General features: G+C 48.2%; 18 protein-coding genes. 10 read left to right on the top strand and 8 right to left on the bottom strand.

What is annotated here, in order from left to right:
- Positions 1–76 precede the first annotated feature (76 nt).
- Positions 77–1,018, top strand: a complete 942-nt coding sequence (locus AQULUS_RS04670; RefSeq protein ID WP_148338938.1) for an F-box protein — start codon at positions 77–79, stop codon at positions 1,016–1,018.
- On the opposite strand, the gene AQULUS_RS04665 is transcribed toward AQULUS_RS04670, so the two are convergent.
- Entirely contained in the window at positions 1,010–2,218 is a 1,209-nt protein-coding gene (locus AQULUS_RS04665; RefSeq protein ID WP_148338937.1) for a phosphoglycerate dehydrogenase, read from the bottom strand. The genes AQULUS_RS04670 and AQULUS_RS04665 overlap by 9 nt on opposite strands.
- Positions 2,219–2,284: 66 nt before the next feature.
- Between AQULUS_RS04665 and AQULUS_RS04660 the strand changes: the two genes are divergently transcribed.
- The gene (locus AQULUS_RS04660; RefSeq protein ID WP_148338936.1) at positions 2,285–3,043 is read left to right on the top strand and encodes an HAD-IB family phosphatase; all 759 of its coding nucleotides are present in this window, start codon (positions 2,285–2,287) and stop codon (positions 3,041–3,043) included.
- Between the two features lie 21 nt (positions 3,044–3,064).
- Here the strand turns inward: AQULUS_RS04660 and AQULUS_RS04655 are convergent, their stop codons facing one another.
- Complete coding sequence (locus AQULUS_RS04655; protein WP_148338935.1) at positions 3,065–3,913, bottom strand: carbon-nitrogen hydrolase family protein; 849 nt, start codon at positions 3,911–3,913, stop codon at positions 3,065–3,067.
- 121 nt (positions 3,914–4,034) lie between these two features.
- Here AQULUS_RS04655 and AQULUS_RS04650 point away from each other — a divergent pair, with 121 nt between their 5' ends.
- The 7 genes from AQULUS_RS04650 to AQULUS_RS04620 all read left to right on the top strand — a co-directional run bounded on the left by AQULUS_RS04650 (position 4,035) and on the right by AQULUS_RS04620 (position 8,270).
- A complete protein-coding gene (locus AQULUS_RS04650; RefSeq protein WP_148338934.1) occupies positions 4,035–4,343 on the top strand; it encodes a hypothetical protein in 309 nt (102 codons plus the stop codon).
- Between the two features lie 225 nt (positions 4,344–4,568).
- A complete protein-coding gene (locus tag AQULUS_RS04645; protein ID WP_148338933.1) occupies positions 4,569–5,039 on the top strand; it encodes a hypothetical protein in 471 nt (156 codons plus the stop codon).
- A 33-nt stretch (positions 5,040–5,072) separates the two neighbouring features.
- A complete protein-coding gene (locus tag AQULUS_RS04640) occupies positions 5,073–5,300 on the top strand; it encodes a DUF1059 domain-containing protein (protein ID WP_148338932.1) in 228 nt (75 codons plus the stop codon).
- Complete coding sequence (locus AQULUS_RS04635; protein ID WP_148338931.1) at positions 5,297–5,770, top strand: BON domain-containing protein; 474 nt, start codon at positions 5,297–5,299, stop codon at positions 5,768–5,770. Before AQULUS_RS04640 ends, AQULUS_RS04635 begins: the two co-directional genes overlap by 4 nt.
- A gap of 256 nt (positions 5,771–6,026) precedes the next feature.
- On the top strand, positions 6,027–6,236 hold the full coding sequence (locus tag AQULUS_RS04630) for a hypothetical protein (RefSeq protein ID WP_148338930.1): 210 nt from the start codon (positions 6,027–6,029) through the stop codon (positions 6,234–6,236).
- A 261-nt stretch (positions 6,237–6,497) separates the two neighbouring features.
- Positions 6,498–7,499 (top strand): adenylate/guanylate cyclase domain-containing protein, encoded by a 1,002-nt coding sequence (locus AQULUS_RS04625; protein ID WP_232051833.1) that lies wholly within the window; start codon positions 6,498–6,500, stop codon positions 7,497–7,499.
- A 45-nt stretch (positions 7,500–7,544) separates the two neighbouring features.
- Entirely contained in the window at positions 7,545–8,270 is a 726-nt protein-coding gene (locus AQULUS_RS04620) for an SDR family oxidoreductase (protein WP_148338929.1), read from the top strand.
- 33 nt (positions 8,271–8,303) lie between these two features.
- On the opposite strand, the gene AQULUS_RS04615 is transcribed toward AQULUS_RS04620, so the two are convergent.
- The 6 genes from AQULUS_RS04615 to AQULUS_RS04590 form a co-directional block, all read right to left on the bottom strand.
- Entirely contained in the window at positions 8,304–8,906 is a 603-nt protein-coding gene (locus AQULUS_RS04615) for a YceI family protein (RefSeq protein WP_232051832.1), read from the bottom strand.
- A complete protein-coding gene (locus AQULUS_RS04610; RefSeq protein ID WP_148338928.1) occupies positions 8,903–9,445 on the bottom strand; it encodes a cytochrome b in 543 nt (180 codons plus the stop codon). The genes AQULUS_RS04615 and AQULUS_RS04610 overlap by 4 nt, the downstream gene beginning before the upstream one ends.
- Positions 9,446–9,457: 12 nt before the next feature.
- Entirely contained in the window at positions 9,458–10,042 is a 585-nt protein-coding gene (locus AQULUS_RS04605) for a YceI family protein (RefSeq protein WP_148338927.1), read from the bottom strand.
- Positions 10,043–10,230: 188 nt separating this feature from the next.
- Positions 10,231–10,791: a disulfide bond formation protein B gene (locus AQULUS_RS04600; RefSeq protein WP_148338926.1), complete on the bottom strand. Its 561-nt coding sequence runs from the start codon at positions 10,789–10,791 to the stop codon at positions 10,231–10,233.
- Between the two features lie 19 nt (positions 10,792–10,810).
- A complete protein-coding gene (locus AQULUS_RS04595) occupies positions 10,811–10,966 on the bottom strand; it encodes a DUF5993 family protein (protein ID WP_172622733.1) in 156 nt (51 codons plus the stop codon).
- 56 nt (positions 10,967–11,022) lie between these two features.
- The gene (locus AQULUS_RS04590; RefSeq protein ID WP_148338925.1) at positions 11,023–11,565 is read right to left on the bottom strand and encodes a hypothetical protein; all 543 of its coding nucleotides are present in this window, start codon (positions 11,563–11,565) and stop codon (positions 11,023–11,025) included.
- 161 nt (positions 11,566–11,726) lie between these two features.
- On the opposite strand from AQULUS_RS04590, the gene AQULUS_RS04585 reads away from it, so the two are divergent.
- Complete coding sequence (locus AQULUS_RS04585) at positions 11,727–12,581, top strand: hypothetical protein (RefSeq protein ID WP_148338924.1); 855 nt, start codon at positions 11,727–11,729, stop codon at positions 12,579–12,581.
- Positions 12,582–12,590: the final 9 nt, after the last annotated feature.

Genomic DNA, 12,590 nt, shown 5'->3' with positions numbered 1-12,590 from the left:
ACACGTTCCCGCGTAATAGTAAGATGATTAGCATAAAACAAATCCGATAGGGAACTAATAAAGAGGAGCAGCAAACATGATGAACCGCGCCAGCACATTGCGTTACCCTGCCTTGAAAGACATCCACGCCATCAATGACACCGGACTGATAACTGAAATGTGGCTGCTGATTTTTGCCATGCTTTCTCCCCGGGATCTGATTCGGCTATCGGGTGTTTCGCGTCTGTTTTATTATCTCACCAATGATAAGATCGTCTGGAATAAACATCTTGCCGAACAAGGTACCGTTCACGATTCTCACTGTTATCCCAATGACAAATTCCAGTTTTTCGCGATTAACCGGACACTGGCTTCCATTGTCTGCAATCCTGATCACCCGATTATCGGCTTTATGCTCAAGCATAAGACGCAATTATCATCAGCTGACAGAAATTTCATCCGTATTATCACTTCCCCTGTTTCTGATAGGAAAACCTCGCGCGAACAACTCACGAAAACCAACAGGCAATTATTCGACTATTTTCAGGAATCACCATTTATTTTTTGCACCGGCTTTGTGAGTATTCCCGTCGTTCGCACTTACGTTACCAGCCTGACACGGTCCGGCGGCTTTACACAGGACCTGGACAGATATTTCTCCCAACCTGCTCTGATGAATATTCCGCATCATCACGCCACCGCCTGTTTACAGCGGCTGTTATTATGCTGCCTCCTGGCGGAACTGGACGAGCAGTCATTCGGCAAGACCTTGAGCGCCTATCACATTTCCGAATCCTATCAGTTTCCTCAATTAGCAAGCCTGCACGGGGTCATCACTTCGCCCGTCACCTGCGCGCAGGACTTATATGCCTTGAGCAGAATATTCATCCGCCACCAGCATGCGCACATCGACCGTGCGTTTGTTTTGCAGTTTTACAACAGTTATCAGAATTTCCTTGGCCGCGCCGGGAATCATGAAATATTAATTTCCGAACTATCCAAAGAAGTATCGGACATGTGCCCGCAGTTATCATTGTGAGCAGGCTGCCGCACCGCGGACATATTGCGAAGACGGCTTGAGCGCGCGCACCTGGATGACACCGCCTATCCCGGCGATTTGCGCCAAGACTCCGTCATGCACGTCACTGTTTACATCTATCAGGGTATAGGCGATTTCATCCAGAGACTTGTTCATCAGGCTCAAAATGTTCAATCCTGCCGCCGCGAGCCTAGATGAGATTTGGGCGACCATATTGGGTATATTCGCATTGACAATCGCCAGCCTCACGCCGGATTGAGCCGGGGAGGCGTCAACAGCGGGGAAATTGGCTGCATTAGTGATTGAACCATGCTCCAGAAAATTGCGTACCTGTCTGGCGATCATGACTGCACAGTTTTCCTCTGCTTCACGAGTTGAAGCGCCCAGATGAGGCAGGCTGATGACACGAGGATGACCTTTAAGGTCGGCGCAAGGGAAATCCGTGACATAGGCAAACACTCTTTCCACTTGCAAAGCCTGGGACAAGGCTGCCGTATCAATTATTCCTTCGCGGGCAAAATTGAGCAACACCACTCCCGGCTTCGTCAATGCCAAACGATCCTGATGTATCATATTGCGGGTCGCTTCCGTTAAAGGAACATGAAAACTCACAAAATCGCAGAGGCCGAGCATCTCTTCCATGCTCTCTGCCTGGCGAACATTCGCGGACAATTCCCAGGCACGGTTTATCGTGATGGTGGGATCATAGCCAATCACCTGCATCCCCAGGTTCACGGCCGCGTTAGCGACTTTCACCCCCACACTGCCCAATCCGATGACGCCCAGGGTTTTTCCCATTAATTCAAAACCGACGAATCGTTTTTTATTTTTCTCAATCTCGTCATGAAGATTCATATTGCCTTGCAGCGATTCCACATAATTCCAGGCCTGGCAAATATTGCGGCTTGCCAGCAGCATGCCGGCAATCACCAGTTCGCGCACAGCGTTGGCATTTGCGCCAGGCGTGTTAAACACAGGTATTCCACGCCGGGTGAGAGCAGCGACGGGAATATTATTTACGCCAGCCCCTGCCCGTCCGACCGCCTTGACTGAAGCGGGAATAATCATATCGTGCAGCGACTGGGAGCGGACCAGTATCGCATCCGGCTGCTGGATCTCGGGAGATACTTCATAACGTTCACGAGGGAACTGCTCAAGGCCCGCCGCAGCGATAGTATTCATTGTCAGGATTTTAAACATCTTTGCTCCCGGAAAAAATATGATTTAAAGTAGAGGTATAGTCAATTCACTTCACGGGTATATAACATGACCTCACCAAGTTGGCAATTAAGCTCCCCTTTATCTGCCATCGTATTTGATTGTGATGGCACGTTAAGCGCAATCGAAGGCATTGATTTTCTGGCAAAAAACAATGGCGTGGGAGAAGCAGTCCAGTCGCTGACCCAGGATGCCATGAGCAAAACAGGATTGAATCCCGCCCTCTACCAACAGCGCCTGGATCTGGTCTTTCCCCGGCGCGAGCAAGTCTACGCGCTGGGCCATCAGTATTTTGCCCACCGCATTCCTGATGTCAGCGATGTCATCAGCTTGTTCAAGCGTCTGAACAAATCCATGTATCTTGTCTCTGCCGGCGTCAATCCCGCCGTGAAAATGTTTGGCGAACTACTGCAAATTCCGCCTGAAAATGTCTATGCCGTGGACTTGCGCTTTGACCAGCAGGGCAATTTCCTGGATTTCGAGCGCAGCTCTCCCTTGGTCAATAATGACGGCAAACGGGAAATTGTCAGACAGATTAAAACCCGTCATAAGAACGTATTGCATGTGGGTGACGGCTTGAATGATGTCGTCACACTCGACCTGGTCACGCGGTTTATTGGTTACGGCGGCGTGGCATACCGCAAGAATATTGCCGAATTATGCAGGTTTTATATCAATACCCGGTCGCTTGCCTCACTCCTGCCTCTCGCATTGACAGTGGAGGAATGCGCAAACCTGCTTCCAGAAGAGCAAACGCTTTATCAGAAAGGACTGGCTGCCATACAAGAAGGCAAAGTTCAGGTCTGAGAACCGCTCCGGATTTGATAGTCAGGCTTCCGCCAGTGCCTTTTTATAGGCAACGCTCATCATTTCGAATAATTCCGGATTTCCCAGCAGCCGGATTTTCTTTTGCTCCTTCAATCTGGCAAGCGGAATGGGATAAGACAGTAATACTTCTTGGAATGCGTCTGCTTTTGCAATCATTTCACCTTCGTCATTCAGAATGCATGCACAACCCGGACACGCCTCTTCCCCCTTGTCCCAAATAATATCGCTGACAATGAACCAGCAGTGATTGTCAAATGCCCGGCTGATGAAATGGCTTTTACGATGCAGGTAATGAAACATGTGTGTCTCTTTCTGGACGCGATTAAAAGACGGACAGAAAATAACCCTCGCGCCTTGCAAAGCGGCAAGATAAGCCGGCTCCCGGTATACACTATCCAGACACACGATAATTCCGTATTTCACCCCTTTTTTTTCAAAAACAGGAAAGTCTCTTCCAAGAGCATAATAATCATATGGAGCATAAGTATAGGCTTTTCTGTATCTGCCCAGGCATTTACCCTTCTCAATGGCCACCACCGTGTTATAAATTTTGTCTTCCACCATTTCATTGACGCCAAGCAGTACCGTTGTTTTTTCAAACGAGGAAAAACGATTGCAAATTGCCCTGAATTCCACGCTGTTTAAATCAAGCGCATGCCGCATGGCTTCCTCTCTTGAAGAAAAGTATCCATGCAAAAACGTCTCAGGAAAGCAGAGTATGTCAACCTGGAGTTTTTCCGCGAGCTCAGTGATTTCCAGAACCTTGTCCAGGTTGGTTTGTACGCTATCTTCACTGACCGGCCCTTGATAAGCCGCCACATTCAGATAGTCATTCATATTCATATTCATGCGCCGTACGCCTTGTTCCCATAAAATGTTTTTCTATAAAAATAACATCTTCTGTATACCTTAACATATCCGTCACTCTCGCCTACTATACTTAAAAATAATGGAAAAGGAACAGACTGTCATGTGGCTTCAGATACGCAACCTGTTTTTTATCGCTTCCGTCACCGGCATTATTCTCCAGGCATGGCAGCTTTATATTGGCGGATTCACCTTGTCGGAAAATTTCAGCTTTATTATTGGGTACGGCATAGGATTTGGATTAGTCACGACGATTATTTGCAGCCTCATTGTCGGCATTCCAGCATCGATTTACTGGCTGATAAGCAAAAACACTCTTCCCGGCGCCGTCACCTTGTTATGGCTGCTTTGGATTGCACTTGCCGTAACCGTCGCATTGATTTTATTCGGAAAACTGAACATTACCCTGTGAACGAGACATGGGATCTGCCGCTTAATCTGTCGGCACAGCCACACGCAGTGTTGTCGCAAAGAGCCCGATAACATGTTTTTTTAAAAAATGTGTGATAACAGCAGGTTAACCTTGCATACTTCTGCTTAAAACTTGCTTCCCGCGCCAATCAAACCTGCCATTTTACCATTCAATCCGCAACTGGTGCTAAAATAATACTTAAGACATAGTCAGGGAGTCGCGCTGATGAGAACTACAAGAATAGTCAGTAAACTTGCCGCATCCATCACTATCATATCGTTCTGCTGTGTCACGCTTTCAATCCCGTCAGCACATGCAGGATACCTCATACCGCCAGCTCCCGGCCCGTTTGTTGAGTGCGTCAATTGCTGCGGCAGCTATCCCGTCAAGCCTCACAAGCATAAGCACAAAAAACATTATAAAAAAATCAAGCATTACAAGCATTACAAATATTATCGCTACATTCCCTGCAACGCATATTATTACGCCTGCCCAATGCCCGTGGTAATGGCGCCCTGCGTCACAGCGGCAGGCTGTTATCGCATACAAACTCATGAATTTGTGGAATTCAATACTTCACCCAACGCTTATGGAAGCGGAAGGTATATCGATAACACATATGATAATTATGATCCTGACATGAGCACCGGGGATGATGATCCGACCATCTATCCCGGCATGAATATTGACAGGTAATCCATATAGTTTAACCGCGCGAGGAATATTCACATGAAACAAAATGAACTGGGCTTGAAAAATGGAAAGTGGCTGATTGCCAATTGCGGAAATTATCCCAGCGAATCCAATTGCAAGGTTGTCCTGATGGCGCCGGATAATCAGCGGGAAGATTTACTGGATGCGGTGGTGGACCACGCCGTCAAATGTCACGGACATGCCAATAACCGCGAACTGCGCAACGAAATCAGCAAAATGCTGGAAACCATGATTGTGTCATGATGCTTCCAGTCCGTGATCTGATCATAATACTCTGCCGCCGTCTGCCTGCAGGCATGCTTGCGTGCGCATGGTTTTACGCAGGACCGGTTATCTCGCAAAATGTGGATATGAATAAAATCACACAACAAGATATCAACGCCGTTTCCACCACCACAAGCGGCGCCATTATGCCGAATAACGTCATCATGAATCCTAACGCGAAACTGCCCGCAGTAAATCAGGCTTCGCAGCAAACCACCGCGGCCACTCCCGCCGACACGGAAATTGTGACCGCCATACTTTCCCGTCTCTCCCAGGAGCAAACACTGGCATCTTCCAATATTCAGGCGGCCTGTCATGAGGGAGAAGTGACATTAACGGGAACAGCATCCTCTATGGCACAAATCAGCAACGCCATCAATCTTGCGAAATCCATTCCCGGCGTCAAGACAGTGACATCCCGGATTGTCATCAAGGGAACCGGGAAATAGACCGGACTGATCGGATTATCAAGAAGGATGCCACGATTTTTTTCGAATCTTATCACTGTCATACCAGACAAACAGCTGCGCCATCACCGAATCCGCCGCTGAACGTAGTATAATATTCTTATCACGATATTCTATCGCGATTTGTTCTTTAAAATCGGATTGCTGCTCAATGGATGAAGCCATGTAAACGGTGTGACGATTCTGTTTTCATATTAAAAAATGACAGGAACAAAAAATGTAAAACGAGGGGGATGCCATGAAAACAATTTTATTGATCACCATTCTTAGCAGCGCTGCGCTGCTGGCAGGCTGCACAAACATGGGGTGTTCGCAGGGCGGTGGCGGCTGCGGTTATTATGATTATCCATCACAATGCGGTCTGCCCAGCTGCACGGACAATACTTATATCATCGAATTTTCCAATCCATGCCCTGGCCCGTATGATTGCATGGTGGTGGATCCGTGATAAGCATGCATTCATGTCAGGGGCAGGCGCTATAATCCTCAGGTCTATCCCTGCAGGCATTCTAGCCAGGTATGAGCGCGGCTCTCCCCTCCCTGCAATAGATGATTCATTGCAGGGTAACAGAGCCGTTTAACCAAGTGAACATGGACGCAATCCACAAAGCCACTGCTGACAGATGGAAAACCTGACTGCAAACAATAGCTAATCACTTGCCATCAAGGCTATAATCATAATTAAGACCATAGCGAAAGAGATAAGGATATGTTTAATTTTATAGCCAAGATTACCATCTTTGCTCTTACTCTGATCAGATGGGTTTTGTTAGCCGCTTTGCTTGTCACTCTCTTTGGCGTGGTACTTCCGTATATTTCCAATGTCACCTCTTATCACTATTTACAACCTGTCATTCAATGGGAAACCACACTTAATCAAACTGTCAGGGACAATATTCCCACGCGAATTGCTGGATATGATCTTTCGCGCGTCATCACCCTGATTGCACTGCTCATTTGCATGGATTTAACCAGGAGTTTTTCCGAAAAGCTGCGTTTTATTGGGCAGAAGCAGCGCATGATGGATGAATTACGCAAAATACAGCAGACTTATAAGTCTCCCACTCAACAAGACAAAATCGCCTTGCTGGAAAGCAAGATGGAACAAGCCAGCCTTTCTTCAGGCAAAAACCGACAGGAATTACTCAAGGAATTTGCGAACATCAAAAAGGAATTGGAAAAAATCGGCCGTGACCTCGCTTTTCTCGCCATCGACGTGGTAGATTCCACCGGAATGAAACAAGGCGAAGATCCTGCGACAGTGGAACTGGATTTTTTGGAATACCATAATTTTGTCGAAGCCAAATTCAAAGACCATGGACTTATCAAGGCATCCTGGACGCCTGACGGCGTCATGGCGTGCTTTAATACCGTGGAAGAAGCCGTAAAGGCCGCGGAAGATATTCTGAACAGCCTGAATTATTTCAATCGTGAAGTCAAATCCATGAAACGGGATTTCTCCATTCGCTGCGGTGTGAATGGCGGCCGGGTATTTTATGATGACTCCATACCGCTGGAACAATTCAGTGACCGCGTCATCGACATCGCCGGCCACATGCAAAAGCACGCTCCGCCCAATTCCATATTAATTGCCAAACAAATGATTGAGCCGGTCACCTCACGTGAAAATTTTCAGCCGACCCAGCGCATTGTGGACGGCCTGGAAGTGTGTGAATGGGTGAAAACCGAGGACAAATCCACACCCAAGTAGAACCGGAACCGGGCTGCCATTTTCCATATTAAAAAGATCATCATCATGCATACGTCACATCATTTTCAGGGTATTGCACTGGTCACAGGAGGCAATCGCGGATTAGGTCTGGAGACCTGCCGGCAACTGGCCGCGAAAAATTATCTGGTACTGATGGGATCACGCGATCCCGCAAAAGGCCGAGCGGCGGCAGATACCTTGTATGCAACCCCTGGGCTGGGCGGCAAAATCACGCCTTGTGTTCTGGATGTCACAGATGAGGTTTCCATCCAGGCACTATACCAGTATGTAAATAATGAATACGGCTGCCTGGATATACTGATCAATAACGCCGGGATTCATTATGATACCTGGGAAACCGCATCTGACGCAGACATTGAAGGCACGGTGCAGGAAGCCTTGGATACCAATCTGTTGGGCGCATGGAGAATGATTCGCGCATTCATGCCGCTCATCCGCCAATCTGCTCATGGACGCATAGTCAATGTTTCCAGCGGATCCGGATCAATCACCGCCATGGGCGCAGGTCCCCCGGCGTATCAGGTATCCAAGGCTGCGCTCAATGCGCTGACGCGGACATTGGCGGGAGAACTGGAAGGAAGCGGCATTCTGGTCAACGCTGTCTGCCCTGGGTGGGTCGCTACGGATATGGGAGGTGCAGGAGGAGGCCCGGTCAGCGCAGGCGCAGCCAGCATAGTATGGGCTGCCACTTTGCCGGACAATGGACCTCATGGCGGGTTTTACCGTCATGGCAAACCCATTCCCTGGTAGCGCTTATACATGCATTCAATGCAAGCCTTGTGCTCACTTCCGTACGACCGATAAGACGAAATCGATTCTGACATCATTTTTGATTTCATCTGTGCCTGCCCAGTCACCCTGTCCGACACCAAAATCATTCCGTTGTATCGTTGTTCCACCTCTGATCCGCGCTTTCGTGTCTCCTGCTTCTTCAACCGAGAACGTAATGACAACCGGTTTAGTGATATTGCGGATGGTAAGCGTTCCATCTGCCTGATATGTCTTCTCTCCTGTCTTTTTGAACCGGTCCGCCTTGAACACGGCCTGAGGAAAAACCTTGACATTAAACCAGTCAGGCGTTTTCAGCGCATCTACCAGATCACTGTAAGAAGCAGACACCGAACCTGTATCCACCACGATATTTACCCGACTGTGCTCCAGATCGGAGAGGCTGAATTCTATGTCGCCCTTGAATGTCTTGAATGAACCGCTCACAGGCGCGCCGTTTTGTGTGGCCGTAAAAACCAGACTGCTCTTGTCAGACACAATCTGCCAGACAGCCACATCAGCAGACGCGGCTCCAGGATAAAACAGTATCAGGTATTGCAATACTGTCATGATGACGATTGCCAGATCACGCTTCAGACAGAATCCCGAATGCCTCATGGCAGCATCCTCCGCAAGATATCATCCTTGTTGATGAAATGGTGTTTTAACGCTGCCGCGACATGGAGACAGATCAGGGCAATCAAAGTGTAAGCCAGATATTCATGTATCTCCCGGAAATAAACCCGCAATTCTTCATTAGGCGCCACCCAATCAGGCAGCACAAACCAGCCGAAAAATGACACCGGCAGACCCGCGGCAGACGACATGATCCAGCCCGTGACCGGCAATGCCCCCATAAGCAGGTAAAATGCCCAATGAGTGCAGCGCGCCGCTACAGCTTCCCACACAGGCAGGTATGGCTGTAAAAGCGGCGTCACATTTCCCAGCCGCCATGCAACGCGAACAATGACCAGTCCCAGAACCAGTACACCCAGCTCTTTATGCCAGCCATAAAACCTGAGTTTGCGCAGGCTCACCGGCAAACCGGTCATGTAAAGACCCAGAATCAATAAAATAATGATTAGCAGCGCCATTACCCAGTGCAGGAAGATGGCCACTGATCCATACTCATATTGTGAATTTCTGACATTTGGCATAACACAGGCTGCCTATTTTTCCAGATTCGCTTCCGCACCAATTTCTATCTGTACTTCATCACCCAGTGCGGGCGCATACTTGTCCAGGCCAAACTCGGACCGTTTGAAAGAAGCAGTCGCCTTGAAACCAAGTGATTTTTTGTTTTTCATGGGATGCATACCTTCCTTGAGAAGCTTTACATCCAGCGTGACAGGCTTGGTAACACCCATCATGGTCAATTTTCCGTAGACTTTTCCTGTATTTTTACCAGTCACTTCCACCTTGGTACTTTTAAAACTCGCTGTTGGAAATTTTTTGACATCAAAAAAATCACTGCTTGCAAGATGCTCATCCAGCTTGGGAATTCCGGTTGCGATATTTTGCATGGGAATGGTGACGTTCACCTGACTGTTTTGCGGCTTGGCATCATCGACAACCAGTTTGCCTTCCACCATGGTAAATTTTCCGGTCTGAATGGAAAATCCGAAATGATTGATATGCCAAAGCACGTAAGTATGCATGGGATCAAATTCGTATGTTTCAGACGCCAGTGCGTGAAGCGGAAATAAAATCAGAAGCGCGGGTAAAACTAGCAGACGGATCACGAAATGTTTCATATGATTCACCTTTTGATAGATGGTTTGATACAAACAGCCATCAGGATAACATTTTCTATCTCGAGAGCAACTACTCGGCAGATCAGATGAAGTGAAATCATGGCCGTGGCAGACAGGTGATCTGGCAGCACGTATTTGTGCTGCATGCACAATAAATGCACATACCCGCAAGACTCGCTTTCCTGTTATCAGCGGCTGACTATACGGTAGTGCACGGGGTTATCAGGGCATTGCGACAATCCGCATTCCATGTAGACGGCAACCAGGTTTGCCGCAGTCAACACTACCATAATGGAGAAAAGAACATGAACCAGCACGGAAACACGGTGAGGAAACGTGGCCTGCTCATATTGCCGGTCCAGACCCATCAGCAAAATAGTCACTGTCACTACCGTCATGCTGATGATGAATGACCACGTATAGAGGTGAAAGCCTAAAAGAGCATCGCCATAAGACCCTGTTCCGGGCACGACATGCAAGGCAATTTGCCGCAATGCGACAAAGCTGGTGTAAATAGCGCTGAACAATGCAATAGCATAATGGCTGGGACGCATTCCAAAGCGAAGGTTTAATAAAAACCCGAATGCTATGCCAAGAAAGCCGATACGCTGCAACAAACACAAGGGGCAAGGCAATTCATTCAATATGATCTGGAATGCGAATGCCATGAATAATGTCGTCAGAATTCCCGCGAGTTCCAGCAGATTGAACAGTCCCGCGAAAGAACGAGTAGTCAGTTTTCCTGTCATATCCTGTCTCCCTGACTTGTTAAAGTTGTATTGTCAATTGTGAACTGACGTGATGCAAAAACCAGACGACCGCCAATACCATATTGACGGTAAACAGATTGAGTGCCGCCTGCCTGTAGCCTGTCCATGCCGTTATAACAGCGGCAAGCAATATGAGAAATAACAACACCATCATGTTCACACCCTCCTTGTCTGAAATATACCTGCAATCTCCCGGCCTTTTTGACTGGTTCAGTGGCAGCTGTTAACGTGATCCAGGATCCAGTCGGATTTCTGCGCTGGAACCGGGCCGTCATAATGATTATTTTTGCGCTGCAAAAAGAGCAGAAAATTCGTGCCAGTCATGGCATTTTCATAGTTGAGCCGCAAGACCAAAGCATTTTTGCTGACCAGCGCACCGTCCTGGGAGAAACTGCCGCAAGCATTTTTCTTGCCCCAGAATATATTTTTCAGCACGCCGTTTTGGCATTGCGCCCAGATTCTTTTGCCCTCTATCGTTCCCGAATCCGCGGCATAACTGACTGCAGAACTGCTTCCCGCGATACGCCCATCCTGGTGATATAAACTGATGGTGACCGGCCAGGGACCTCCATTTCCAAACAAATCCGCGGGATCCGTCATAAATCCCTGCCAGGTGCCGGTGTAATCTCCGCATGCCGCCTGATAATAGGCGGGCAGCGTGATGACTGACACTGCCTGGGCATAGCCGCACCAACCCGAAATCAGCCAGAATAATCCTGCCAAGCCCGGAATCAAACCGTGTTTGAATTTCATGGTATCCTCCTGTTCCTAATATATAGTTTGCCTGGTTCGTATGACATATGCCATTGGTCCGTCGCAGATGACCACCCACACTATTCTGATAAAAATTGCTTTTTCGTTTCGCATAAATTCATTTAGAATGCAGACTTAAGATAATCAAGCCGGGATCGCACATGCGCCACTCAAGGATAGCATTATTCGCCGCCTTATCGGCAGCCGCACTGGGAACAGTCTCATCCTCTCTTTATGCGGGTAGTATGGGTTACTATATCGGCATTCAGGGAGGGTACACGGCAACCAACGCTTCTGACTTGCCCGAATCGGATGTCCTGCCGGATTTTACCCAGGTCGCCGCCACCATACCGGGTTCCTCTGTGATGGTGAATAACTCCAGCGTGACCATCAGCTCTCTGGGCGTCAATTCCATTGACGTGACTTCGTTTGTAAACAAGACCAAAGACAATGTCTTCACCGGGAGATTATTTTTCGGTTATCAATTCTATTCCAATCTCGCAATTGAGCTGGGATACACCAATTTCCGCAGCACCTCCCTCAGTTATGACGCCTCGCTGAATGCCGCGACCACCCTGTCTCTGGATAATTCCGCTCCCATGCCCGCTACCCTGGCGGTGGAATCGGACAGCCGGCACGACTCCATGCAGCAAGATGCGATTGACCTGGTTTTCAAGGGCATATTGCCCATGAATTATGGAATTGACTTGTTTGCCAAGGTCGGAGGGGTATGGTTATACACCCGCACCCAGACAGATATTACTATTAGCGGCATTTCCAGCATCACTATCAACGGCACCGCCAGTCAGATCAATCCTCCGGCCGCTTATACCATCACCACAAAAAAGCGCAGCGGCAAGGTTTACCCGACTGTAACAGTGGGAATCGATTATTATTTTATCCCTGACATGGCGCTGGAGCTGGGACTCACACGAATCACAGGAAATGCTGGCGGCAGTTCTAACAATATGGATTTTGTTTCCGCAGGTGTCTTTTACAATATCAAAGCACTCTAGTCCAGGATC

The sequence above is a fragment of the Aquicella siphonis genome, assembly GCF_902459485.1.
Lineage (GTDB): Bacteria > Pseudomonadota > Gammaproteobacteria > DSM-16500 > DSM-16500 > Aquicella > Aquicella siphonis.
Note: the sequence above shows the minus strand (reverse complement) of the source record. Positions and strands in the feature narration are given on the sequence as shown.